The organism is Maribellus luteus, assembly GCF_003576475.1.
Classification (GTDB): domain Bacteria; phylum Bacteroidota; class Bacteroidia; order Bacteroidales; family Prolixibacteraceae; genus Draconibacterium; species Draconibacterium luteum.
The window spans coordinates 176931-203206 of sequence record NZ_QWGR01000002.1 but is presented as its reverse complement, the minus strand read 5'-3'; the positions used below and the strand labels follow the sequence as shown (position 1 = coordinate 203206).

Genomic DNA, 26276 nt, shown 5'->3' with positions numbered 1-26276 from the left:
TCTCGAATTATGCCCGAAACTGGTCAGCAAAAACTTTTTCTTTTAGATGCGTATGCATTGATTTACCGCAGTTATTTTGCCTTTATCCGCAATCCGCGTTTTAATTCCAAAGGATTAAATACTTCGGCAATGCTGGGCGTTACCAACACCATTGTGCAACTTTTCGAGAAGGAAAATCCTGATTACATCGGGGTGGTTTTTGATGTCTCCGCGCCCACTTTCCGGCACGAGATGTACAAGGAATACAAAGCCAACCGCGAGGAAATGCCCGAAGACCTTCGGAAATCAATTCCTTACATTCGCCGGATTATTGAAGCGTTCAATATCCCGATCATCGAAAAAGAAGGTTTTGAGGCGGATGACGTAATCGGCACACTGGCAAAAAAAGCGGAAAAGGATGGTTTTATCACTTACATGATGACACCCGACAAAGACTATGCACAGCTGGTTTCGGAACATGTGGTGATGTACAAACCCGGGAAAGCCGGTGGCGATGCCGAAGTGTGGGGGCTTGACCAGGTAAAGGAAAACTATGGCATTGAACGGGCCGAACAGATGATTGATATCCTGGGATTGATGGGCGACACCGCTGATAACATTCCGGGCTGCCCCGGAATTGGCCCCAAAACAGCTCAAAAACTGATTGGCGATTTTGGCAGCATCGATGGTATTTACCAAAACACCGACAAGCTAAAAGGCAAGCAAAAGGAAAACCTGATCGAACATGAAGAGCAGGTTCGTTTGTCGAGAACACTGGCTACGATTATTACCGATGTTCCGATTGAGTTTGAAAAAGAAAAACTGATTCGCGAAGAGCCACACGCCGAAGACCTGAAAAAGCTGTTTGAAGAGCTGGAATTTAAAGCGCTGATCACAAGACTGAACCTTGGAGAAGCACCGCCGGCTGTGGAAACCGCTTTCCAGGGAACACTTTTCGGTGCGCCGGAAGTAGCTGTTCAGGCAAGCAAAAGCACCGAAAACATCGATTCGGTTCCTCATCAGTATTATCTGGTGGAAAACGAACTGCAACGTGCCAGTTTGCGTGCCGAATTATCAGTGCAAAAAGAATTTTGTTTCGACACGGAAACCACCGGGCTGGATACCCACACTGCCGAAATTGTGTGTATGTCGTTTGCGTTTCGCACACATGAAGCTTACTGCGTAACCATTCCAAAAGATAAAAAAGCGGCACAAAAAGTAATGGATGAGTTCCGTGAAGTTTTTGCCGATGAAAAGGTGGCAAAAATCGGGCAGAACATAAAATACGACATCCTGATTTTGAGCAATTACGGCATTGAAGTAAAAGGAACGCTTTACGATACCATGCTGGCTCATTACCTGATTCAGCCGGATATGAAACACAACCTCGACCAGTTGTGCCTGCAATACCTGAACTACGAAAAAGTTCCCACCGAGCACCTTATCGGGAAGAAAGGGAAAAACCAGATCACGATGCGTTCGGTTCCGGTTGACAAGCTGCGCGATTATGCCTGCGAGGATGCCGACCTTACTTTTCAGTTGAAACTTGCCATCGATCCGGACCTTGACAAAGCGGGTGTTCGGGACTTGTTCGAAACCATTGAAATGCCGTTGGTCCCGGTGTTGGCCAGCATGGAAAATGCTGGTGTGAAACTAAACTCCGAAGAGTTAAATCAGTACGCCGTGGTGTTGCGCGAGCAAATCATTGAGCTGGAAAAAGAAATTATTGAGCTGGCCGGGGAGGAATTCAACGTTTCATCGCCCAAACAGCTGGGGCCGATTTTGTTTGAAAAATTAAAGATCGACACCAACGTAAAGAAAACAAAGACCAAGCAATATTCCACTTCTGAAGATGTGTTGATCCGTCTGGTGGACCGCCACCCGATCGTTCAGAAAATACTGGATTTCCGCGGCTTGAAAAAGCTGCTTTCGACTTATGTAGAAGCTTTGCCCTTGCTGGTGAACAAGAAAACCGGAAAGATCCACACTTCGTACAATCAGGCGATTGCAGCAACCGGGCGTTTGAGTTCGGTGAATCCGAACCTTCAGAATATTCCGATCCGCGATGATAGCGGACGCGAAATTCGAAAAGCTTTTATTCCGTCGGACGGTGAGCATACTTTCCTTTCTGCCGACTACTCGCAAATTGAACTTCGGGTGATGGCGGCACTTAGCGGCGACGAAGAGATGCAACGTGCTTTCCGCGAAAACAAAGACATTCATGCCATTACTGCGTCGAAAATTTACCAGGTCACCGAAGACAAAGTGGATTCGGACATGCGTAGAAAAGCCAAAACCGCCAACTTTGGTATCATCTACGGAATTTCGGCTTTCGGGCTTTCGCAGCGGCTAAACATCCCGCGAACAGAAGCCAAAGAACTGATTGACGGGTACTTTGAAAATTTCCCGAAAATCAGGGAGTTCATGGATAAGCAGATCAAACTGGCGCAGGACTTGGGGTACGTGGAAACCATTAAAGGCCGCCGCCGGTATTTGAGCGATATTAATTCGGCCAATGCGGTTGTGCGTGGAATGGCCGAGCGAAACGCGATCAACGCCCCGATCCAGGGTTCGGCGGCAGACATTATCAAAATTGCGATGATCAATATTCACCGCGAAATGCAAAAGCAAAAGCTTCAGTCGAAAATGATCCTGCAGGTACACGACGAATTGAACTTCGACGTAGCAAAGCCCGAATTGGAAGCCATGAAGAAGCTGGTGAAGGAGGGGATGGAAAATGCGGTAAACATTGGAGTCCCGTTGATTGTTGAAATGAATGCAGCCGACAACTGGCTGGATGCACATTAGTCAGGATCAATAAAATACCGGCACTCAGCATGATCTATGATATTGTAACGGAAGATGACTACAGGGACGCCCTCAATCGCTTTCTTCAAATTTGTGAAGCTCCCAAAAGCGAGGACGAGGTGAAAGAAATGTTTTTGCTAATGACCCTTATGGAAAAATACGAACGCGAAAATTGTTCGTTCAGTTGAGTGTGTTGTTTCCCGAAAACAGTGCTTCATTGTTGAGAATACTTCCGGCTTCGGCTTTAAACAGCGCCAGGTTTTTCGACTTTTTAATTCGTTTGAAAGCTTTGGCCTGCGTTGTAAAGTGGTAACTAAAGTAAATCCAGAACTGCTGCATTTTATTCAGCGCATTGCCCGGGTTATCGGTTGTTGCTTCGTATTCTGTCACCATCTTTTGATGAAAGAGCACCAGTGCAGCTCGTTTTGCCTCCCCGGTCAACTGAATACCTTTTATTGCTGAAGGTAAAAAAGCATTCATCAGCACTCCTCTGCCCAGCATCCAGTTGCCAACGGAAGCAAACTGTTTCTCCCGCCTGTGAAAATCTTCCAGCGTAAAAATATCACCGTTGTAAGCCAGCGGATGCCGGAGATTTTCAAGCGCAAAATCAACTGCCGTATCAATCGTTTCGCCTTTGTAAAGCTGACGGGCAATACGCGGGTGCAGAATCACCTCTTTTAACGGAAACTCATTCAGCACCGGAACGATCCGCTCAATTTCCTCCGGAGCTTCCAGCCCGGCACGAAGTTTTACCGACAAGGCAGTGTCAAAACGCTGAAAATATGTATTTAAAATGCGGTAAACCTGCTCCGGGTCCGGTAAAAGTCCGGCACCCCTTCCGCGTTTGGTCACCATCGGGTAGGGGCATCCCATGTTGAGGTTGATTTCCGAGTAACCGTGGTTCAACAAGGTTTCCGCCAAAAAACAGGCTTCGTCTTCATCCTTGCACAGAATCTGAGGGACAACGCGGCTTTGCAGGTTATTCTGCGGAAGAATTTCACGCTCATACTTTTTTAAAACACCCTCGTTCTGAACGGTGATGTACGGAATAAAAAAAGCATCGATGCCCTGAAAAAATTCGGCATATACTTTCCGGTAAACAAAGTCGGTAAATCCTTGCAGAGGTGCCAGGTAAATCATACGTTCTTCACTTGAATAAGAGCGGAAAATTACAAATTATAGTTGGTACACATGCGATCTTCCCATGATTTGGCAATCCAAAAAATGGTATCTTTGCACGGCTATACACAATGGATGCATTGATAACATATCAACCCGACTCCATACAGACACAGAACCAAAGTCTGAAACAGGGTCAGCAAGCACAACAAGCGGTGCTTCCAAGGCCGCAAGGTGTTCGCCAAAGTTATCATCCAAGATACAAAGATCCGATCCTGGAAGGAGGCTATCTTCTTCCCAGGCCTGCTGAAAGCATCGCGTATTCCGAAATGCCTGCATCGGATATTGTTTTGCCCGTTCATAAAAAACAAAACACTGAAACCGACTGGCTGGTCGTGGTTTTGTTTGTGGCCGTGTCGTTGTTTGCCACCATCCGTTACTCGTACATCAAATACATCGGGCATCTCTTTTTGTCGCTTGTCAACTATCCGACCTCTGTCAGGATGTTACAGGAAAATAACTATCCAGCATCGCATGGCGCTTATCGCCTGGATGCCGTTTTTTACCTGACGTTTTCCATCTTTGTATTCCAGTCTTTCAACATACTTAACCTGGCTCATTCAGCAAAAGGCATCACTTATTTTGCCTTTGTACTGGCGGGCGTTTTGCTTTATTTTTTAGGAAAGAAGCTTGTTTACCTAACGGTAGGCTCGCTGTTTGAGACTCAGGCCGAAACCGGTGAATATCTTTTTAATGTGGACAATTTTAACCGCGCACTAGGCCTGGTGTTGTTACCACTGGTTGCATTGGTTTCCTTTTCGCCCTGGAATAACCCGCTGATGATTGTTTTGGCAGGTTTGGTAATCGTTATTGCATTTAATTTGGTACTACTTCAGAGGGGGGTAATAATTTTATTAAGGAAACAATTTTCTATATTTTATCTGTTTTTATACCTTTGTACCCTTGAAATTTTACCCTTGCTTTTAATTTATAAAGTAGTTGTAGTTGAATAAGAAGGGATATGTTTCATTAAAAGCATAAAAATTTGAAAGTCAAGAGCATTTTAGTTTCGCAGCCGGAGCCCCAGACAGCAAAATCACCATATTTTGAACTGGCGGAAAAAAACGGCCTAAAAATCGATTTCCGGCCTTTCATTCAGGTGGAAGGCGTTCCGGCAAAGGAATTCCGCCAAACGAGAATTCAGATCCTGGACCACACTGCTGTGATCTTCACCAGCCGTACGGCAATTGATCATTATTTCAGAATTGCACAAGAGTTGCGCTTAACCATTCCGGACACCATGAAGTATTTCTGTATTTCGGAGGCCACAGCGTTTTACCTGCAAAAGTACATTGTGTACAGGAAGCGTAAGATCTTTTATGCCGATGGCAAATTTGCTGACCTGGTAAATGTGATGAAGAAGCATGCCGGCGAACGTTTTTTGGTGCCACTTTCGGATATCCACAAACAGGAAATTCCAACGCTGATGGATAAAGAAGGCTACAAGTACACCAAAGCGATCCTGTATCGTACTGTAAGTGCAGATCTTTCAGACCTGGCTGACATCAAGTACGATATCCTGGTATTTTTCAGCCCGTCGGGGATTAAGTCGCTGTATCAGAACTTCCCTGACTTTGAACAAAACAGCACACGAATTGCGTGCTTTGGCCCCTCCACAGCAAAGGCAGTCCGCGATGCAGGTTTGCGTCTCGACATTGAAGCTCCAACGGCCCAGGCTCCATCCATGACCATGGCTTTAGAGCAGTACATTAAGAAAGTAAACAAGAATTAAATTGAAAAAATCAATACTTTTGAAAGGCTGTCCAACACCATCGGACAGCCTTTTCATTTTTCAATGCAAAACAATCAAGAAATAAAACCCAGCGGCTCTTTTTCGTTAAACAAAGAAGAACGGCTTTGCAGCCAAAAAGTAATTGAAAAACTTTTTGCTGAAGGCGAATCGTTTTTGACATTTCCCGTAAAAGTGGTTTACCTAAAAACGGAGTTAAACACGCACTTCCCGGCTCAGGCTGCTTTTAGTGTCAGCAAAAAAAGCTTTAAACGGGCGGTTCGCCGCAACCGTATCAAACGTTTGATGCGCGAAGCTTACCGGCTTAACAAACACGAATTCTACCAGCAACTGGGCGACCGGCAACTGGCCGTTTTCTTTATTTATGTAGGAAAAGAAATGACCAACTATGCTGCCATTGAAGGAGCTTTCAAAAAAGCCCTGAAAAGGCTCGTCAAACAATTGCGCGACCAAGCCATTGACAAAGCTTCGTAAATAAAAAAAGTGCAACTCGCGCTGCACTTTTCTATCATCTTTATACGAATCCTATATTCTTAAGAAAGCAGTTTGCCGAGATTGGCAAATTTATTATTGTAGTCTTCCACCGAAAGTTTGATCACTTCCAGTGCTTCTTCCACTCCGTAGGTAGTGGTAATCTCGGTGTTGCTGTCAACCCCGGGCATATCCTTGTAAGTAAGGAAATAGTGCTCGAGCCGCTTGACTACAATCTCCGGTAATTCTGAAACATCGTGAAAATGACCGTAAACGGTATCGTTCATTAAAACAGCAATAATTTTGTCATCGGCCTGGTTACCATCAATCATTCGGAAACCGCCAATGGGGCGCGCAGTTACCAGTAAATCGCCGTGTGCAAGGTCTTTTTCGGTCAGCACACAAATATCGATCGGGTCGCCGTCGCCTTTAATGTCTTTTCTCCCGGTTTTCTTGTTGCAGTATTCGCCTACTTTCTCTCCACAATAGGTTTGCGGAATAAAACCGTAGAGCGCCGGTACCACGTTCGAGAATTTCTGAGGACGGTCAACACGCAGGTACCCGCTATCCTTGTCAATTTCGTATTTTACAGTGTCGGTTGAAACCACTTCTATAAAAGCGGTAATTACTTCAGGGGCCTTCTCTCCGATGTTTACTCCGTGCCAGGGATGGGATTTATAACGAAGCCCCATTAATCGTCCAATAGGGTCTGATATTCTGTCTACCATAGAGTTGTTATTTAGTTTTGTTTTCAAACCATTGAAAACAGCATAATGTTCAAAAATAATGTTTCAATTTGGTTAAACTTGTATTCCTCTGCTTTATTTTAATTTGAGACCGGGTTAAGTGTCCATTCTGCGTTAAAAACTAAAGCCTCAATATCGAACATCCAAATCATCATTTTCGAAGTCTTACATCAATAATTCCTCCTTTAAAATAGTAGCACTTTTTATCGCATTCGCTGTTCTCCCGCTTTAGATTAAAGCGATCGCCGTCAACCACATGAATTGTATCACCACCCCTTACATACCTGGCTTCCACCGAGTAATATTCATCCACCGGAACATCGATCTGTTCTTCCTTGAAAAAGGCCGTGTCGGCGTACTCCACCACACAATCCTCGAAATCACCTTTGTAAATCGTGTACAAAACAAAATCGTTTTCGTCGTCGATGGAGAAATAGATGATCAGCGGCCCGTAATCAGGCTTTTCCTGGTAGCAATCTTCGCAGTCGAACTCAAAAAAATCAAATTTCCGTTCGCACGAAATCACGGCAAGCAAAAGTATAAGAAAGAATATTCCTCTTTTTAAGCCTGACGACTTCCCAATTAAATCATGTACTGCGGTCATTTTCATTACTACATCCTCCCAAAATAAAAATGAAACTGCATGCCCCATTCTCCGGTTTCATCGACCTGAAACAGGTTCTTTTTGTAGCCAAGTCTTGTTTCTACAAAACCCTGCCGCCAGAACACCCCGGCTGCCGGCAACAGATTTACTTCAGATGAAGGCTTAAAGCCGGTTCCTCTGTAACTTCCAAAATCAAAACCCGTTTCAACTCCTGCCCAGATTCCCCATTCAGTCCGAAAACTTTTATGAAATGCAAAGTACTTATCCGCCTCAATCGCCAGGCGGTAATCGCGTTGCCAAAACTGGTACTTCTTACCTCCGATCTCTGTCAGCGTACTGTAGACAAAGGGTGTGACACCAAAGGCTGCCTGAACCCAGAAATTGTACTTGGTTTCCCGAACGCCCACCAAAATGCCCGTTGTCAGATGACTTTCGGTCCATCCGAGCTTTACACCTCCTGCCCAATCTTCCAACACCGGCGACAGGTTTCGTTTTACCTCTGCTTCACGCAATACCTTTCGCATGTATTTTCCGGTACCTTTTGAAAAATACCAGTGGTCTCTGGCTTCCCGCGAAAGCAGGTTCCCATCCGCTCCATTCAGCAGGAATAGTTCTGCCAGGTAGACATTTCCGTTTAAAATGGCGATGCTAAGTGCCGAATAGCCCTGATCGTTTACCGCATTCAGATCTGCACCGTAACTCACCAGCAGTTCAGCGGTGGAGTTAAAATTCTCTGAGGTTGCCACCATCAGGGGAGTAAATCCCTGTTTGTCTTTTGCATCTGCCTTCGCTCCGGCATCCATCAGCACATTCACCAGTGAATCGTTGCCAAAGGCGGTTGCAAAATGAAGTGCAGTATTTCCATCGCTGTTGGCATCGTTCACAGTTGCCCCCCAACGCAGGAGCAAGCGGAGCATTCCGGGATTATTGTTTTGTGCGGCATTTAAAACCGGCGTGTTTCCCCACTGGTCTTTGGTATTTACATTGGCTTTGTTTTGCAACAATAATTCAGCCGCTTTCGCCTTATTTGCGACAATCGCACTTTGCAGCGCAGTAGTTTTATTTTCGGGAAGTTGGTTTACATCCGCACCGGCCTGTAAGAGCTTTTCAATAAAATGCAGGTTCCCTTCCTCTGCAGCGTACATCAGCGGCGTTACCCCTTCGTTTGCCGCAATGTTGACATCTATCCCGGTTAAAATCAGGCTATCGGCTTTTAATGTATCGTTGTTTAAGATGGCTTCGGAAAGAAGAACAGAAAGCTGTAGCGAATCGACGGATGCTTTTCCCTCCTGCGAAAAGCCTTTTGTTGGATTTGCCAGGAGGAATATCCCCAATAGACAGTGTAAGATTTGTTTAGTAAAGGCCATGTAGTTCTATTGATTTACAAAACTCCGGATTCTCAAAATTCATACCACGGAAAGCCTTTTTTGCCGTCAGTCAATTTACGAAATCCCGGAATAAATCTTCACCAGGCTCGCTTTAATTTTCCTGATTTTGGCAGCTTTTGCAGGCATTGGCAATTTTAAGCGTAAACACCGAAGGATATTTTTCCATGAGCGGCTCCAGTGTTTGTACCAGCAATGTCATCACTGCATTGTATTCCCCGCTTATCAATGTACTCATCATCCCGGGTTCAACACTTATTCCCGCTTGCCTGTCAATTTCTCCGAGAAACTCCAGCACCGGCGAATTGTAATCATCCTGCAAAGCGTAGTAGCTAATTTCAACCGATATTTCCATAAGATTTATCTTTTCTGCACAAGGGCGCCGATAAAAGCCGGCTTCACGGTATCCTGTTTTTCTGAGCCATCCAGTAAATCGAAGGCCGGTGAAAAATAAACTCCCGAACGAAGCACTGGTTCACCAAACCGCAACAATTTTTCCTTTACCTCTTGCGAAGAGAAAAAACGGGCATGGCGGAAAACCTCGTCGTTGTCTTTGTATTTTCCCAGTTCCGATTCCGAATTTAAACATCCCAGCAGCAAATACCCACCCGGTAAAAGCAAGCGATCGATTTCGTCAAAAACCGCTTCCACATCGTCCACAAACTCAAGCATGGTAATGGAAACTATCAACGAGAAACGTTGGTCGGGGAAAGGCAGCTTCGCGGCATCTTCTTTTTGAAAAGTAGCCTTGTGAATGTCCTTTGCACGGGCTATTTTCAGCATCTCTTCCGAAGCATCGATAGCAGTCACCTGAAAGCCTTGCTCACAAAGATAGTGTGTCCAGTGGGCGGTTCCGCATCCCAGTTCCAGAAGCTCACCGGCCGGAATGTCTTTCATCAAACCGGAAATAATCATCTTTTCAATGTTATCGACCTCTCTCCCCTGAGGCGTGGTGTAATACGCATCGTACTCACCGGCCACTGTATCTTTTGTATAAACGTTCATCTTTCTACTTTAAATGATCCGGAAATACCTTTTCTTTTGCTGCAATGGTAACGGAGAAATACCGATCATCCGAAACCACAGAAAACATTACTTCGACTTTAAGAGTACTTCAAAAAAGTTCCCGTATTTCGTTCCCCATTTGGGCTTGCGAACACTGGTCAGCATCATTTCTTTTAGCTCGTCAATTCCCAGTTTTTCCTCATTAACCGTGTATACATCAAAAAGCGAACAGTACCCGGCAACAGTTTTCGCGATTTCCTCTTTATTCTCCCAAAAAGGAGGGTGCAGCGACAAAAGCACAACCAAATCTTTTTGTGCCGAAAGTATCTGCATATCTTTTTCGATCAGACTCTCAGCACCTTCAATATCAATCTTGATAAAATTAAAGCCGTTGATCTTGTTTTGTTTCATCCATGTGCAAATGGTGGATGAAGGAATTTGCCAGGCATTTCCGCGAATCGAAGAGGCACTTGAAGCGTCTGCATCTTTTTTGCCGCCAAAATCAACCTTCCCCCCATCAACGTCTGTGATACAGAGGTTATAAAGACTGAGTTTTTCTGAAACAACCTGGTTCATCTGGCTGTTTTTGCTCAAAATCTTATAAGTCACCGGATTGGCTTCTACTCCGTAAATCTTTTTTGCCCCAATCTCGGTCGCAAATAAAATGGTTGGGCCGATCCAGGTACCAACATCAATGTAGTTCTTTTCCGGTGACAGGTACTTATTCATCAACTGATAGGTCTGAGGCTCCCAGTTTTTTCGTTTAAACTTACGCCAAAACCAATGGTTCATTACATTAAAGCTGGTATCGTTTACCTGAACACAAATGGTTTTCTGATCACGTTTTAGAAGAAAAGAAGAAATGTCTTTTAATTTACAAATAAGGCTCCTGTCTGGAGAGTTAGTCATATCTAAGGTTTTTTAAATTCTAACTTGTAAAATACATGCTTATAAAACATCTATAAGCTGAAGTGGTGCAAAACTATATTTTTTTGATTTTATTTCGGGTACACCTTTCATAAACAATGTGAAAAACAGGAATCATTTTATGATAAAAGCTCCCGTAGCCACGTGTTCATAAAAATTCCTTTGGGGAGGAAACTATTTCCCAATGGTTTCAACGTACAGCTTCTCCACCTTATCGCGGGCCCACTGGGTTCTTCGTAAAAATTTTAAGCTTGATTTTATGCTGGGGTCTTTTCGGAAACAATTGACCGGAATTATCTCACCCAGTTCCTCCCATCCGTAATAGCTGACCAGGTAAACCAGAATGGCTTCAAGCGTTTTTCCGTGAAGTGGATTATTGGGCTGTTCCATAAATCAATTTTTTAAATTAATTGCGACGCAAATATATTGATTTAGTACCAACCGTCAACAGAGCCCGGCTACTGCCAGCTTTCCTACCCGCCCCAGTTCTCACGGTCGAGGCTGCGGTAATGAATGGCTTCGGATAAATGATGAGTCAGTACGTTCTCTTCCGCTTCCAGGTCGGCAATGGTTCGTGCTACCTTAAGAATCCGGTCGTAAGCGCGTGCCGAAAGCCCCAGGCGGTCCATCGCATTTTTGATCAGCTCGATGCTCTCCTCATCCAGCTGAACAAATTCGCGAATTTGTTTCGAATTCATTTGAGCGTTGGCATAAACACCTTTGTGTTCCTTAAAGCGCTCTTCCTGAATATTTCGGGCCCGGATCACCCGTTCTCGAACCGATTCGCTTTTTTCCGAACCGTTCATTTCAGATAGTTTCCGGAAGGGAACCGGCACCACTTCCAGGTGAATATCGATGCGGTCGAGCAGCGGCCCCGATATTTTATTGAGGTATTTTTGTACCACGCCGGGCGCACAAACACAATCTTTTGAAGGATGATTGTAGTAACCACACGGGCAGGGGTTCATCGAAGCCACCAACATAAAACTGGCGGGATATTCGACTGAAAATTTCGCCCGCGAGATAGTGATATTTCGGTCTTCGAGCGGTTGCCGCATTACTTCGAGCACGGTGCGTTTGAATTCAGGCAGTTCATCCAAAAACAAAACACCGTTGTGCGCCAAACTAATTTCCCCCGGCTGGGGATAATTTCCACCTCCAACCAAAGCAACGTCCGAAATCGTATGGTGGGGCGACCTGAAAGGCCGGCGGGTCATCAGCGAAGTTTCCTTGTCGATCTTACCGGCAACCGAATGTATCTTGGTGGTTTCGAGTGCTTCCTTCAGCGAAAAGGGCGGAAGAATGGTAGGGATCCGCTTCGCCAGCATGGTTTTCCCCGATCCCGGAGGCCCGACAAGAATTATGTTGTGACTTCCGGCAGCCGCGATCTCCAGCGCCCGTTTTACATTTTCCTGCCCTTTTACATCCGAAAAATCGAGCGGATTGTTGGTTGTCTGCGCATAAAACTCGGCCCGGGTATCGATAACCGTCTCTTCGAGGGCCGGTTTCCCGTTCAGAAAGTCGATCACTTCCACAATATTTTCGGCACCGTACACTTTAAGCGTATCTACCACCGCAGCTTCCCGCGCATTTGCTTTCGGAAGGATAAAGCCCTCAAAACCTTCTTTTCGGGCATTAATGGCAATGGGCAACACTCCTTTTATGGGCTGCAAAGTCCCGTCGAGCGATAATTCGCCCATCAAAACGTATTTCGAAAGCAAGGAAGCATCGATCTGCCCCGAAGCGGCCAACACTGCCGCGGCCAACGGAAGATCGTAGGCAGAGCCTTCTTTGCGGATATCGGCAGGCGCCATGTTGATAATGATCTTTTGTTTGGGCCATTTGTACCCGTTCAGCCGAAGAGCCGATTCAATGCGTTGCTGGCTTTCTTTTACAGCACTGTCGGGCAGGCCAACCAACATGAATTTAATCCCGGTGGTTACATCCACCTCCATGGTAATGGTGGTGGCGTCGATTCCAAAAACTGCGCTTCCGAAGGTCTTTACTAACATATACGGGGACTTTAGTAAAACCTAAATTTAGGGAAATTAGCAGACTTTAAAAAGCCATGCCCGTAACCTTCTGCAACTTAGCACTACTAAAATCAAAAAAAAGAAGGGGATCAACTGCCACTGCCCCTGTTTACAACTGGCTGAAATCGGCCGGAGTCAGAAATTTCTTCTTCACTTTACTAACCGAGTTGGCATATTCAGGTTTGTTTTTCATTACATCCCACTCCGGGCTGCCGATAAATTTCGCCCAGTTGGCCTCGCGTTCTTCCATGTCGTTAAACCACAGCATGTAGGTTAAGGCAGGCATGTATTGCCCGGCCAGGTGCTGCCCAAAAAATACCGAATGCAAGCCCACTTTGTCAAACAACGGAAGTTCCTCGTCGTTAAACATTTTTACCTTGCGTATGCCGGCATCTTCGTTGTAACTCTCGTAGGTTCGCAGTTCAAAAAGGCCACGGTTTTTAGCCGGCTCTTTTAAGCGCGGAATGCCATCAAAAGCTTCGAGCAAAAAGGTTTCGTACCGTTCGAAAACCGGGTTATCAGCCGGAAGATTCAGGTAGTCGTTTGCCGCCTTCAGAAACGATGCATCCGACCGCATTCCCTGAACGGCTTCAAAATAAGCAGCCAAACTACGGTGGGCATGCAGAATGTACATAACCGGCGGATCTTCTTTACTGTATTCGTTAAAAGCGCCTACCCTGGCCCCCTTTTCATTCAGAAAAGGAATCACTGCTTCGGTATAGAATTTCTTTAGCTGATTTCGGCTTCCACCGCTTTTCAGATGGTACACGCGAAGTTCGTAAATGTCTTTTTCAACAATGGGTGAAGTGTTGGCCTTTAAACTGCCGGCAGTCATTGCGGCACCGGTTGCCAGTGCTGACTTTTTCAGGAATGATCTTCTTTCCATGCTTATCGGTTTAATTTGGTTCTTTGGTTTTAGTCTCTAAATAAGATTATTTAGAGGAACTCTAAGATACTTTTATTCACCGATAAATAAATGTCGTATTCAACAAAATTTGAATGACAGGAAGAGAGTATCCAGTAAATATTACCCGGAAACGAGCACAAAAAATGCAAAAACGACTCAAAATTGCTCGTCATCGACGTTCCGGAATGCAAAAACGACGAAAAGGGATGGAGAAACGACGGTGATAAACGCAAAAACGACCCGGCGGAATGGAAAAACGCCCCGGATCGATGCAAAAGTGACGTGGATGGATGCAAAAGTGACGTGGCGGAACGGAAAAACGACTCGGATGGATGCAAAAACGACGACGCTGTTCAATTAAGTGGGTCTGTTTATAACCACCGCTCACCGCTACCGCGCGGTAGCAAAAGATCAAAGAAAAAAACTAAAGAGAAGGTTGAACTAGAAAAGCTTCTTTCGCTTTACCAAATACGAAAACAGCACTTCTTTAAAATCTTTGTTGATATCGGCCTCGGCCAAATCGATCTGGTACTGACCGCATTTCACTTTCAGGTCGTCGAAATATTCCTTTACCGTGGAAACGTAGTGCTTTTTTACTTCCCAGGGATTGAACTTTACCGTTTGCCCACTTTCGAGATCCACAAATTTGTGTGGCCGGTTCGAGAACTCAAATTCGCGTTCCAGCGAATGATCGGTGACATGAAAAAGAATGACTTCGTGCTTGTTGTAACGAAGGTGCTGAAGCGCCGAAAAAAGTTCTTCGGTTTTCTGGCTGTCGAGCATATCGCTGAAAATGATCACCAGCGAACGTTTGTGAATGTTCTCGGCAATCTGGTGAAGTACCTGTGTTGTGTTGGTGTTTTTCCGCAAATGCGCGTTTTCGGGCTGAATCAGTTCCGACAGTTTGCTGAACATGATCTCGGCATTTACCGACGATAGCCGGGGGGTGGAATGAAACTCAATTTCATCCGAAAAAAGCGTAAGCCCGACGGCGTCGCGTTGTTTCCGCATCAGGTAAATAAGTGCCGCTGCGGTGTACACCGAAAAAGCCAGTTTATTTTGCAAATGCTTGCTGCCTTTTGAATACGGGAACAACATCGACGAAGAAGTATCCATCACCAGCTGGCAGCGCAGGTTGGTTTCCTCTTCGTATTGTTTTACAAAAAGCTTGTCGGTGCGGGCATAGAGCTTCCAGTCAATCTGGCGGGTTGATTCTCCCTGGTTGTAAAGCCGGTGTTCGGCGAACTCTACCGAGAAACCATGAAACGGACTGCGGTGAAGACCGGTAATAAAACCTTCCACCACCTCCTGTGCGATCAACCCCAGGTTATCGAACTGATGAAATTGCTCTATGTCGAAAATGTTTTTCACTTTCCAAAAATGAATTCACCGGGTGACTAATTGACACAACTCAGAGTCACCCGGTGAATACTATTTCGTTATGGATTACAGCAGCGCATCCAGTTTAGTGGTAAACGCCTGTTTTGGAGCAGCGCCCACTTGTTTGTCAACTACTTCGCCGTTTTTAACAAACAAAACAGTAGGGATGTTACGGATTCCGTATTTCATGGCAACGTCCTGGTTGCTGTCTACATCCACTTTTCCAATTACCGCTTTTCCTTCGTACTCTGCCGCCATTTCTTCAACGATCGGAGCAATCATACGACACGGGCCACACCAAACAGCCCAAAAGTCCAACATAACCGGTTTGTCTGAATTCAAAACCAATTCCTCGAAATTGGCATCTGTAATTTCTAAAGCCATAATGTATTCTTTTTAATATTTGTTGTTACAATTTGCAGCAAAACTAACTAATTAATTCTATAACTCACGTCCGGCTGATCGTCAAAAAAGCTTAAGAAATCATCCGACGGATCAACCTTTGCTGTTCTTGAAAACATTTCTAATTGCATATTGTTTTCGAGGTCGTACACTACAAATTTCAGCAGTGCATTTCCTCTGTGTTCTTTTGCCAGGTGATCAATATCCGTCACCAGTTTTTTATTGAGTGCTGAAATCGGCATATTGACGGTTACACTTTTCACATAATTCGCCCTTACATCAGAGAGCAACTCGATGCTGTTCACTTTGTACTCGTAAAAATTACTGTTGAAACGGGCTTTCACGGTTCCCCGAACCATCACAAAAAGCCCCGTTTTACAGTATTTCCCAAAGTTGACATAGTCGTTTCCAAAAAAGAAGAGCTCCTTGGAATCAGTGTAATCCGACAAAGTCAGCGTTGCATACATGTTCCCGTTTTTCGACTGCCCTTCACGTGAGGCAGTCACCATTCCGCCAAAAGTTAAATCTTTGTCTTTCAGCTTTTCAATGTCCTCATTCAGTTCTTTCAGCGACACATCTCTCGAACAGAAGTTCTCCAGTTCGAGCCGGTAATCGTCGAGCGGGTGGGCTGTCAGGTAAATCCCGATCAGGTTTTTTTCTTTCTCCAGCAGAATAATTTTTGCCCATTCCTCCACTGGCGGAATGGTCGGCTTTTTTACCACCGACCCCGTATCGAAAGCACCAAAAAGGCTTTGCTGTGCACTGTTGCTCTCCTGCTGTAGCTTGTTTCCGTAGCGGATCAGCTTCTCAATAAAGTTGGTATCATCGTTTTCGTGCTCACCTGCAAAAAAACAGCTGCGCTTCATTCCCAGGTTGTCAAACGCCCCGGCCATTGCCAGCGCTTCCAGGTTTTTCTTGTTTACGGTTTGCAGGTTGACGTTTTCTACCACGTCGAAAATGGTCTTAAACCCTTTCAGCTTTTCCCGCACGTTAATAATGTTCTGAACAGCTCCTGCACCTACGCCTTTAATGGCACCCATTCCAAAACGAATGTCTCCGTTTTTATTGGCCGTAAACTTCACAAAACTCTCGTTTACATCGGGGCCAAAAACATTCAGCTTCATGCGTCGGCATTCCGTCATCAACTTGGTGATATCGGTAATGTTACTGAGGTTACGGCTAAGGTTGGCCGCCATAAACTCTGCCGGGAAGTGTGCTTTCAGGTAACCGGTTTGATAGGCAATGTACGCATAACACACCGAGTGCGACTTGTTAAAGGCGTAAGACGCAAATGCTTCCCAGTCTTTCCAGATCTTTTCGATCACATCGTCGGGTTTTTTACCCGTGTTTTTACATTCGTTTACAAACTGAAGATTGGCTTTACACCCGTCAATAAATTTTGCTTTCAGCTTGTTCATCACCGCCATAATCTTCTTACCCATCGCTTTACGAAGCGTATCGGAGTCACCACGGGTAAAACCGGCCAGTAAACGCGAAAGTAACATCACCTGCTCCTGGAACACCGTAATACCATAGGTATCGTTCAGGTATTTCTCCATCATCGGAACGTCGTAATCTACTTTCTGCCGTCCGTGTTTACGGGCAATGTAATCAGGGATGTATTCCATTGGCCCCGGGCGGTACAAGGCGTTCATGGCCACCAGGTCTTCAAAACGGTTGGGCTTCAGATCCCGCAGGTGCTTTTTCATCCCATCCGATTCAAACTGGAAAATAGCGGTGGTTTCGCCGTGGCTAAAAAGGTCGAAGGTTTTTTTATCGTCGAAAGGTATTTTTTCAATATCAACTTCAATCCCTTTTGAAATTCGTATGTTCTCCAATGCTTCCTTGATGATCGAAAGCGTTTTCAATCCGAGGAAGTCCATCTTCAGCAAACCAATGTCTTCCACAAAGCGGCCGTCGTACTGAGTGGTCAGAAGGTGTTCTTCATCCTTGGTCGGCATCAGCGGAATATGGTCCGAAAGCGTATCGCGGCTGATCAGAATCCCGCAGGCATGAACGCCGGTTTGCCGGACCGATCCTTCCAGTGTTTCGGCAAATTTGATGGTTTGTGCTACCAGTTCGTTAGGCGATTTCTTTTCAGCTGTCAGTTCAGGACTTTCCTTGTACGCTTTGGCAAAACTCATTTTCGGTGCATCGGGCACCAGTTTTGCCAGGCGGTCGGCTTCGGGGAGCGGAAGTTTCAACACCCTTGCCACATCGCGGATGGATGACTTGGTAGCCATGGTTCCGAACGTACAAATGTGGGCCACTTTGTCGCGCCCGTATTTATTGGTTACATAATCGAGTACCAGTTGCCGGCCGTCATCATCAAAGTCGATATCCACGTCGGGAAGCGATATACGGTCGGGGTTCAGGAAACGCTCGAAAAGCAGGTCGTACTTAATCGGGTCGATGTTGGTAATTCCGCAACAATAAGAAACGGCTGCTCCCGCTGCCGAACCACGCCCCGGACCAACCAACACACCGTTATCCTTGGCCCAGTTGATAAAATCCTGCGTAATAAGGAAGTACCCCGGGTACCCCATCACCTTAATGGTGTTCAATTCGAAGGTGAGCCGTTCTTCCACCGAAGCTTCGAGCGGATCGCCGTAACGCTCCCTGGCCCCCTCGAACGCCAGATGCTCCAGAAAAGCGGATTCAAGCTTTACGCGCAATACTTTGTCGTAGCCCCCCAGACGCTCAAAAGCAGCGTCGCCAAATTCTTCGCGCAAATCGGCTTCCGAATATTTTTGGGCAAATTCTTCTTCGGTTCCAATTTCCTCCGGGATAGGAAACACGGGCATAATAGGGGCAGAATTCAGCTCGTAATTCTCGATCTTCTCCACCACTTCCATGGTGTTTGCCAGCGCCTCCGGAATATCGCCGAAAAGCTGGTTCATTTCGGCCTGCGTTTTAAACCATTCCTGTTTGGTGTAACGCATCCGGTTCGGATCGTCAAAGTCCTTCCCGGTATTGAGGCAGATCAGCAGATCGTGTGCATCGGCATCTTCCTTGTTGGTAAAGTGAATATCGTTGGTGGCAATCAGTTTTACCCCCAGTTTTTTGGCCAGTACCACCAGCTGTTTGTTCACCATCACCTGCCAGTCGTAAACCTCCTGCCGTTGTTCGATCGCTTCCGCGGGGTGGCGCATCAACTCCAGGTAGTAATCTTCTCCAAACAAGTTCTTGTACCACAAAATCGCCTCCTCGGCATCTTTCATGTGGTTGTTCATGATCAGCTGCGGAATTTCCCCTCCCAGGCAAGCCGAAGAAGCAATCAATCCTTCGTGGTGTTTTAGCAGCAAATCTTTATCGATACGCGGCTTGTAGTAAAAACCTTCGGTATTGGCTACCGAAATCAGTTTGATCAGGTTGCGGTAACCGGTTTTGTTTTTAGCCAGCAAAATAAGGTGATGCCCCGAACGGTCCACCTTATCGTTTTTGTCATTAATTGTACGGGATGCCACGTACGTTTCGCAACCCAGAATGGGTTTAATCTCGCTTTTGTTACAGGCGGCATGAAATTCCTTGATGCCAAACATAGTCCCGTGGTCGGTCAGCGCCAGCGCGGTCATATTGTCCGACTTGGCCTTGTTTACCAGGGCCGGAACACTGGCTGCCCCGTCGAGAATTGAATACTGTGAGTGTACGTGTAAATGCGTAAATGGAACCATAAATATACGTTTCAAAAAGTCCCTTAAAGGTACTTAATTTGGCTGCGGCGAAGGGGCTTTGTTAATAAAATTTGGTAGAATCGGGGAAGCAAAAAAAAGCCCGGTGAATACCAGGCTGTTATTTTATTCGATGCTATCGGCAATCAATTTTGCGATGGCTTCCATCTCCTCCGGCGGAAACTTTACTTTCTCCGAAAAATGGAGCAAATCCTTTTCACTTTGCATCGGGACAAGATGAATATGCGCATGCGGCACTTCAAGCCCCAAAACCATCACACCTACTTTTACACAGGGAATGGCTTTCTGTATTCCAAGTGCTACTTTTTTGGCAAACATTTGCAGTCCGGCGTACATCTCGTCATCCAAATCAAAAAGATAATCCACTTCCTTTTTGGGGACTACCAACGTGTGCCCCTTGGCGGTTGGAAATACATCGAGAAAGGCCAGAAAGTTATCGTCTTCAGCAACTTTGTAGGCTGGTATTTCTCCGTTTACAATGCGCGTGAAAATGCTTGCCATTTTTAATTAAATTGAGATTTCTACAATTTCAAAAGGAATGATACCTGATGGAACTTTGATTTCCACCACATCGCCCACTTTTTTCCCGATCAGCCCTTTGGCAATCGGTGTCTGAACTGAGATTTTCCCTTCTTTCAGGTTTGCTTCACTCTCCGGCACCAGCGTATACTGCATGGTTGCATTGTTCTTTTGGTTCCGGATGGTTACCTTATTCAGAATCTGAACTTTCGACGTATCAATTTTTGATTCGTCGAGAATGCGTGCACTGGCCACTTTCGACTGCAACTGCGCAATTTTGGCTTCCAGCATTCCCTGTGCATCTTTAGCTGCGTCATACTCTGCATTTTCAGAGATATCGCCTTTTTCGATGGCCTCGCCAATCTGTTTCGAAATCTTCGGTCTTTCAACCGTCACCAGACGCTCAAGCTCTTTTTTAAGCTTGTTTAGTCCGTCCTGCGTTAAATATGTTACTTCGGACATTTCTTATCCTCCTTCATTTTTCTTTTTGATACTATGATAGTGCATAAAAAAATAGAAAGAATCCCGGTTGCCCAGGACCCTTCCTTTCCTGCAAATGTAAATAATTTATTCAATTTTGAAATGATCCGGCCGAAAAAATATTCATAATGAATGATTTATATATACTTCCGGTTCATTATCTCGCTGTAAATAATGGCCTTTCGAATGGAAAATCTTTCCCCGTCAACCAACACCGGCTTTTTAAGCTCGCGCTGGAGAATTTTCTTCACTTCCACCACTTCTGAACTTCCTTCAGCTTCCGCTTTAAACTGATAAACAGGCTTGGGCTTGGGAACGGTATCCACCACTTCGTCGTAAAGATCTTCCTCCTCCTGAGGTACCGTTTGGTAAACCGGGGGCCGCTCTTCCTGCTGCATAATCATTTCCCAAAAATCAGCAGGCTGCCCTGCCTCTTCGGAAACAGAAGCAGAAGCAGACGCCTCGGCCTCCCTTTTCTTTTTTCGTTGATTGAGCGCTCCTACCACTGCAACCAGAATCGTTAATATTATGACGATCAGATCATCCATGAGTTATACGGCTTACGCAATAAATTGCTACTTTTGATAGTTCCAGTAAAAATAATAAAAATGAAGCAGTTGATTTTAAGAAGAGGGAAGTATTTATTTTTTTTCGTACTGGTTTTGTTGCTTTCGCTGTCGTGCAACGAAATAGACTCGCAAATTCCGGATGTTCCGGTTGCTTTCCAGGTTAGCCTGATAACGCACAACGAACTGACGGTTCCCGGAAACTCAGCTTATTTTCCCGGCCCCGGGTTTGGCGGCTTAATTATTTATTGCGAAATGGAAGGTTCGTACTATGCCTTTGATGCGGCCTGTACCAACGAAATAAACTCAAGCTGCCGGGTTGATAGCAAGGGTGCCACCGGAACCTGTTCCTGTTGCGAATCGCAATTTATCTTTATTGGCGGCAGTGTTGTAAAAGGTCCGGCATCAGCCCCGCTCAAACAATACAATGTGTCGCGTTTTGGAGACATGCTAAGGGTTTACAACTAAAAACGGGCCCCAAAACTGAGACCCGCTTTCTTATATCTTTTCACATACATTAATATCTGTAGTGTTCCGGTTTATACGGGCCTTCTTTGGGAACACCCAAATAAGCCGCCTGCGAATCGGTCAGCACAGTCAGCTTAACACCAATCTGCTCTAAATGTAAGCGGGCTACTTCCTCATCCAATTTTTTCGGAAGCGTATACACACCCACTTCGTAATCGTTTTCCCAAAGCTCGATTTGTGCGAGCGACTGGTTGGTAAATGAATTACTCATTACAAACGAAGGGTGACCGGTTGCACAACCCAGGTTTACCAGGCGTCCTTCGGCCAGCAGATAAATGCTGTGTCCGTCTTCGTAGGTATATTTATCTACCTGTGGTTTGATGTTTGTCCGTTGAATTCCGGGCCACTTCTCAAGACGCGCCACCTGAATTTCGTTGTCGAAGTGACCGATGTTACAAACAATGGCCTGATCTTTCATTTTAGCCATGTGCTCGCCGGTGATCACATCTTTGTTTCCGGTGGTAGTTACATAAATATTTCCTTCACACAATGCGTCTTCCATGGGCTTAACTTCGAAACCTTCCATCGCAGCCTGAAGCGCACAGATCGGGTCGATTTCAGTCACAATCACCCGCGCACCGTAACTGCGCATTGAGTGAGCACAACCTTTACCAACATCGCCATAACCGGCAACAACTACCACTTTCCCGGCAATCATTACATCGGTGGCACGCTTGATACCATCGGCCAGCGATTCGCGACATCCGTAAAGATTATCAAATTTCGATTTGGTAACCGAGTCATTTACATTGATGGCAGGGAACAGCAATTTACCTTCTTCCTGCATCTGGTACAAACGGTGTACCCCCGTGGTTGTCTCTTCCGAAACACCTTTCACCTCTTTGGCTACTCTTTGCCAACGGGTTGAATCTTCTGCCAGAATCTGCTTCAGAATCAGGTTTAGCTGCAGTTCATCTTCTCCCCCAACAGGTTCGTCCAGGATGGCTGCATTGCTTTCAGCTTCGTATCCACGGTGAATCATCATCGTAGCATCGCCGCCATCGTCTACAATCACAGTGGGACCAAGGCCATCGCCAAAGTTCAAAGCCTGCTCGGTACACCACCAGTATTCTTTCAACGTTTCGCCTTTCCAGGCAAATACAGGCACACCGGCCTGTGCAATAGCCGCTGCGGCATGATCCTGCGTAGAGAAAATGTTGCAGCTTGCCCAGCGAACATCTGCTCCCAGTTCCACCAGTGTTTCAATCAAAACAGCGGTTTGAATGGTCATGTGAAGGCTTCCCATGATACGGGCGCCTTTTAAAGGCTTCGATGGGCCAAATTTTTTCCGGATCGACATCAACCCCGGCATTTCTCTTTCCGCGATCTCTATTTCTTTTCGCCCAAAATCAGCCAGTGAAATATCGGCTACTTTGTAAGCAAGTTTTTCGTTAACTGCAACTGTCATATTTTGTTGTATTAATTGTTACAAATAATAAAGCGGTGCAAAAGTAACATTTTTGCATGTAAAAAGTTGAATATGTGTATCGGTATCTTAATTCCCCATGTCGGAGAAAAATTTGACACGCATCAGCCGGATATCATCTTCCGAATATTCATCCTCTCCCAGTTCGTCCAATGCCTCTTGTACAGAATCTGACTTGGCCTCCCTGAAATAATCAAAAATCTCTTCCTGATGATCTTCATCCAGCACATCGTTGATGTAGTAATCAATGTTCAGTTTTGTGCCTGAATTAACGATTGCCTCCACTTCGCTGATCACTTCCGAAACTTCAATTCCTTTGGATTCAGCGATATCTTCGAACGAAATTTTGCGGTCGATGCTTTGAATGATGAAAACTTTCATTTTCGACTTGTTGGCCACGGTGCGCACCACCAGATCTTCCGGGCGTTCAATGTCGTTGTCTTCCACATATTGCTTGATCAGCTCCACAAAATCCTTCCCGTACCGGCGGGCTTTCCCCTGGCCAACACCCTGAATATTCTGCAATTCCTCAATGTTGATTGGATACTGAATCGACATATCTGAGAGCGAAGGATCCTGAAATATTACGAACGGCGGCAGATTATGCCGCTTGGCAATACGCTTGCGCAGATCCTTTAGCATTGAAAACAACTGCGGATCGCCACTCGATCCTCCGGAGGGTGCTCCTCCTTCGCTTTCGGCTTCTTCCTCGTAATCATGATTTCGCACCAGCATAAAACTTACCGGATTGGCCAAATACGCATGACCTTCGGGGGTAACCTTCAGCAAACCGTAGTTTTCAATGTCTTTATTGATAAGGCCTGCTACCATCGACTGCCGGAACACGGCATTCCAGAAACGTTCGTCGTGATCGGCGCCCGTTCCAAACGATTCAAGCGTGTAGTGCTTAAACGATTTTATGGCGGCGGTTTTGTTTCCGATCAGAATATTGGCAATGTGGTCGCCTTTGTATTTTTCATTCACCTCCAGAATGGCTTTCAGCGCAATAACAATTTCTTCCTGGGCCTCGATCTGCTCTTTCGGATTTAAACAATTATCACAATTGCCACAGTTTTCCTGCTCGTATTTTTCTCCAAAATAGTGCAACAGAATAATCCTCCGGCAAATCGCGGTCTCGGCATAAGAAACTGTATCCAGCAGCAGTTGTTTCCCGATTTCCTGCTCGGCCACCGGTTTTCCGTGCATAAATTTCTCCAGCTTCTGAATGTCTTTGTAGGCATAAAAAGTGATACATTTCCCTTCGCCGCCATCACGACCGGCACGCCCGGTTTCCTGGTAATATCCCTCCAGACTCTTCGGAATATCGTAGTGAATCACAAAACGCACATCGGGTTTATCGATCCCCATTCCAAAAGCGATGGTCGCCACAATTACATCCACCTCTTCCATCAGAAACTTATCCTGATTGGTCGAGCGGGTATTGGCATCCATCCCGGCATGGTATGCCAGTGCTTTGATGCCGTTTACCTGCAGGTTTTCAGCCAGTTCTTCCACCTTCTTCCGGCTCAGGCAGTAAATAATCCCCGATTTCCCTTCGTTCTGCTTGATAAACCTGATAATCTGGTTCACTGTCTTCACCTTCGGACGTACCTCGTAGTAAAGGTTTTCGCGGTTAAACGATGCCTTAAACACTTGTGCATCCAGGATTCCAAGGTTTTTCTGTATATCGTGCTGAACTTTTGCCGTTGCCGTTGCCGTTAACGCAACAATCGGCGATTTACCGATTTCTTCTACGATGGGCTTTATTCTGCGGTACTCAGGCCGGAAGTCGTGCCCCCATTCCGAAATACAATGTGCTTCATCGATGGCATAGAACGATATCCTGATCTGTTTCAGAAATTCGATGTTCTCTTCTTTTGTCAATGATTCAGGTGCTACGTACAACAGCTTTGTTTTCCCGGCCAGAACATCTTCCTTCACCTGCGCAATGGCTGCTTTCGACAGGGAAGAATTCAGAAAATGCGCCACATTATCTTCGGCATTCATTCCGCGAATCGAATCCACCTGGTTCTTCATTAACGCAATAAGCGGAGAAATAACAATCGCTGTTCCTTCCATTATCAGCGCGGGCAACTGGTAGATCAGCGACTTTCCTCCCCCCGTTGGCATCAACACAAAGGTGTTATCACCGCCCAATACATTTTTGATCGCAGCTTCCTGTTGGCCTTTAAAGCGATCAAAACCAAAAAAATGCTGCAGTCGCTCCAGCAAATCAATATCCTTATACATAACTAACTCTCCCACAATCTACTATTTAATCGGATAGCAAATTCTAATTTATTAAAAGTAAATAAAACAGCAATGATTTTTAATGATTTTTAAAGCTTGTCATTTGTTTTCATAACATCTGCCTCAAACCTTAACCCTTTCCACTTTTTATTCCCTCAATACAAATATGGAAAGTTTTCCGTTCAAAAACTGCTTAAATATGATTTCAATTTGAATTCATGCAAATCAGACCTGCCAATAATAAATAGCTTCTTATAATATATGTATATTCGAAACCTCGGAATTAGTGGCTTTACAGATTTCGAAAATGTGAAATTTCAAATGCCAAAAATTCCTGTACATTTGTGAAGTTTTTATTAAGCCTGAAAGCCAATGAGCGAAGAAAATACCAGAGAAGAACAAAGCACTAAAAAGCGCAAAGAACAAAAAGTAGAATCAGAAATGTCGTTTCTGGAGCACCTGGAAGAATTAAGGTGGCACATTATTCGTTCTTTTATTGCCGTGTTCGTTTTTGCAATTGCTGCTTTTGCCCTCAAAAGCCTCATTTTCGATACCATTATAATGAAACCGATGACCCCGGAATTCTGGACCAACCGGATGTTGGCCAAACTCGGGGAAATGGTTGGAACCGATGCACTCAATATCAACCAACAGCCTTTGCACCTGATTGCCATCAAAATGTCGGATCAGTTTATGATGCACATTATGATTTCAATTATTGCCGGGCTTGTTATAGCTGCGCCGGTGGTTTTTTATGAATTCTGGCGTTTTATTAAGCCGGCACTGTACGAAAAAGAACAAAAACATGCCGGCGGTGCTGTATTTTATACTTCCATATTGTTTATGCTGGGCGTGCTTTTTGGTTATTTCCTGATCGTACCGCTTTCGATACAGTTTTTGGGAACCTACAGCGTATCTGAGTCGGTTACCAACCAGATCAATACCCGGTCGTACATTGCCACAGTTACCTCCATTTCGCTGGCATCCGGGGTAGTTTTTCTGCTTCCTATCTTCTCTTACTTTTTGAGTAAAGTTGGAATCCTCACCCCTAAGTTTATGAAAACTTACCGGAAGCATGCTTATGTGTTGATGCTGCTCCTCTCGGCCGTTATTACGCCGCCAGATGTGTTCAGCCAGATCATGGTTTGTATTCCTTTGGTGCTGCTGTACGAAGTCGGGATTTTCATCTCGCGCCGGGTGGTTAAAAAACGTGAAATGGAGATGAATGCCTTGTAATTC

24 protein-coding genes are annotated in these 26276 nt (G+C 45.3%); 6 read left to right on the top strand and 18 right to left on the bottom strand.

Annotation, left to right across the window (positions count from 1 at the left end):
• Positions 1–9: 9 nt before the first annotated feature.
• On the top strand, positions 10–2787 hold the full coding sequence (polA, locus tag D1614_RS03645; RefSeq protein WP_119436535.1) for a DNA polymerase I: 2778 nt from the start codon (positions 10–12) through the stop codon (positions 2785–2787).
• Positions 2788–2967: 180 nt separating this feature from the next.
• Here the strand turns inward: polA and D1614_RS03640 are convergent, their stop codons facing one another.
• Positions 2968–3927: a tRNA dihydrouridine synthase gene (locus tag D1614_RS03640; protein WP_119436534.1), complete on the bottom strand. Its 960-nt coding sequence runs from the start codon at positions 3925–3927 to the stop codon at positions 2968–2970.
• 110 nt (positions 3928–4037) lie between these two features.
• Here D1614_RS03640 and D1614_RS03635 point away from each other — a divergent pair, with 110 nt between their 5' ends.
• The 3 genes from D1614_RS03635 to rnpA all read left to right on the top strand — a co-directional run bounded on the left by D1614_RS03635 (position 4038) and on the right by rnpA (position 6190).
• A complete protein-coding gene (locus tag D1614_RS03635) occupies positions 4038–4919 on the top strand; it encodes a DUF4271 domain-containing protein (protein WP_119436533.1) in 882 nt (293 codons plus the stop codon).
• A 32-nt stretch (positions 4920–4951) separates the two neighbouring features.
• Positions 4952–5698, top strand: coding sequence for a uroporphyrinogen-III synthase (locus tag D1614_RS03630; RefSeq protein ID WP_119436532.1), 747 nt, complete (start codon positions 4952–4954; stop codon positions 5696–5698).
• Positions 5699–5761: 63 nt separating this feature from the next.
• On the top strand, positions 5762–6190 hold the full coding sequence (gene rnpA / locus D1614_RS03625; protein WP_119436531.1) for a ribonuclease P protein component: 429 nt from the start codon (positions 5762–5764) through the stop codon (positions 6188–6190).
• A gap of 59 nt (positions 6191–6249) precedes the next feature.
• Here the strand turns inward: rnpA and D1614_RS03620 are convergent, their stop codons facing one another.
• From D1614_RS03620 to D1614_RS03550, 15 genes are all read right to left on the bottom strand, one after another.
• Positions 6250–6915 carry an inorganic pyrophosphatase gene (locus D1614_RS03620; protein ID WP_119436530.1) on the bottom strand — a complete coding sequence of 222 codons (666 nt, stop codon included), beginning with the start codon at positions 6913–6915 and terminating at the stop codon, positions 6250–6252.
• 169 nt (positions 6916–7084) lie between these two features.
• Positions 7085–7537 carry a hypothetical protein gene (locus D1614_RS03615; protein ID WP_147383999.1) on the bottom strand — a complete coding sequence of 151 codons (453 nt, stop codon included), beginning with the start codon at positions 7535–7537 and terminating at the stop codon, positions 7085–7087.
• 8 nt (positions 7538–7545) lie between these two features.
• Complete coding sequence (locus D1614_RS03610) at positions 7546–8871, bottom strand: ankyrin repeat domain-containing protein (protein ID WP_162304394.1); 1326 nt, start codon at positions 8869–8871, stop codon at positions 7546–7548.
• A 145-nt stretch (positions 8872–9016) separates the two neighbouring features.
• Positions 9017–9277, bottom strand: coding sequence for a hypothetical protein (locus D1614_RS03605; protein WP_119436527.1), 261 nt, complete (start codon positions 9275–9277; stop codon positions 9017–9019).
• 5 nt (positions 9278–9282) lie between these two features.
• A complete protein-coding gene (locus tag D1614_RS03600) occupies positions 9283–9927 on the bottom strand; it encodes a class I SAM-dependent methyltransferase (RefSeq protein WP_119436526.1) in 645 nt (214 codons plus the stop codon).
• A gap of 87 nt (positions 9928–10014) precedes the next feature.
• Positions 10015–10836 carry an FkbM family methyltransferase gene (locus D1614_RS03595; protein WP_119436525.1) on the bottom strand — a complete coding sequence of 274 codons (822 nt, stop codon included), beginning with the start codon at positions 10834–10836 and terminating at the stop codon, positions 10015–10017.
• Positions 10837–11028: 192 nt separating this feature from the next.
• On the bottom strand, positions 11029–11244 hold the full coding sequence (locus D1614_RS03590) for a VF530 family protein (protein ID WP_119436524.1): 216 nt from the start codon (positions 11242–11244) through the stop codon (positions 11029–11031).
• Positions 11245–11327: 83 nt separating this feature from the next.
• Complete coding sequence (locus tag D1614_RS03585; protein ID WP_119436523.1) at positions 11328–12866, bottom strand: YifB family Mg chelatase-like AAA ATPase; 1539 nt, start codon at positions 12864–12866, stop codon at positions 11328–11330.
• A gap of 130 nt (positions 12867–12996) precedes the next feature.
• The gene (locus D1614_RS03580) at positions 12997–13773 is read right to left on the bottom strand and encodes an NIPSNAP family protein (protein ID WP_119436908.1); all 777 of its coding nucleotides are present in this window, start codon (positions 13771–13773) and stop codon (positions 12997–12999) included.
• A 462-nt stretch (positions 13774–14235) separates the two neighbouring features.
• Positions 14236–15165, bottom strand: a complete 930-nt coding sequence (locus D1614_RS03575) for a DUF58 domain-containing protein (protein ID WP_119436522.1) — start codon at positions 15163–15165, stop codon at positions 14236–14238.
• A 75-nt stretch (positions 15166–15240) separates the two neighbouring features.
• Complete coding sequence (trxA, locus tag D1614_RS03570; RefSeq protein WP_119436521.1) at positions 15241–15558, bottom strand: thioredoxin; 318 nt, start codon at positions 15556–15558, stop codon at positions 15241–15243.
• Between the two features lie 47 nt (positions 15559–15605).
• Positions 15606–19250: a DNA polymerase III subunit alpha gene (gene dnaE, locus D1614_RS03565; protein WP_119436520.1), complete on the bottom strand. Its 3645-nt coding sequence runs from the start codon at positions 19248–19250 to the stop codon at positions 15606–15608.
• A 123-nt stretch (positions 19251–19373) separates the two neighbouring features.
• Positions 19374–19769, bottom strand: a complete 396-nt coding sequence (locus D1614_RS03560) for an HIT family protein (RefSeq protein ID WP_119436519.1) — start codon at positions 19767–19769, stop codon at positions 19374–19376.
• A gap of 6 nt (positions 19770–19775) precedes the next feature.
• Positions 19776–20249 (bottom strand): transcription elongation factor GreA, encoded by a 474-nt coding sequence (gene greA, locus D1614_RS03555; RefSeq protein ID WP_119436518.1) that lies wholly within the window; start codon positions 20247–20249, stop codon positions 19776–19778.
• A 155-nt stretch (positions 20250–20404) separates the two neighbouring features.
• On the bottom strand, positions 20405–20815 hold the full coding sequence (locus D1614_RS03550; RefSeq protein WP_119436517.1) for a hypothetical protein: 411 nt from the start codon (positions 20813–20815) through the stop codon (positions 20405–20407).
• 60 nt (positions 20816–20875) lie between these two features.
• Here D1614_RS03550 and D1614_RS03545 point away from each other — a divergent pair, with 60 nt between their 5' ends.
• Positions 20876–21301 carry a Rieske (2Fe-2S) protein gene (locus tag D1614_RS03545; RefSeq protein ID WP_119436516.1) on the top strand — a complete coding sequence of 142 codons (426 nt, stop codon included), beginning with the start codon at positions 20876–20878 and terminating at the stop codon, positions 21299–21301.
• Between the two features lie 49 nt (positions 21302–21350).
• On the opposite strand, the gene ahcY is transcribed toward D1614_RS03545, so the two are convergent.
• Together ahcY and recQ are read right to left on the bottom strand one after the other, a co-directional pair.
• Positions 21351–22769: an adenosylhomocysteinase gene (gene ahcY, locus D1614_RS03540; protein WP_119436515.1), complete on the bottom strand. Its 1419-nt coding sequence runs from the start codon at positions 22767–22769 to the stop codon at positions 21351–21353.
• Positions 22770–22856: 87 nt separating this feature from the next.
• Positions 22857–25052 carry a DNA helicase RecQ gene (recQ, locus tag D1614_RS03535; RefSeq protein ID WP_241558075.1) on the bottom strand — a complete coding sequence of 732 codons (2196 nt, stop codon included), beginning with the start codon at positions 25050–25052 and terminating at the stop codon, positions 22857–22859.
• A 357-nt stretch (positions 25053–25409) separates the two neighbouring features.
• Here recQ and tatC point away from each other — a divergent pair, with 357 nt between their 5' ends.
• Positions 25410–26273 (top strand): twin-arginine translocase subunit TatC, encoded by an 864-nt coding sequence (tatC, locus tag D1614_RS03530; protein WP_119436513.1) that lies wholly within the window; start codon positions 25410–25412, stop codon positions 26271–26273.
• Positions 26274–26276 lie beyond the last annotated feature (3 nt).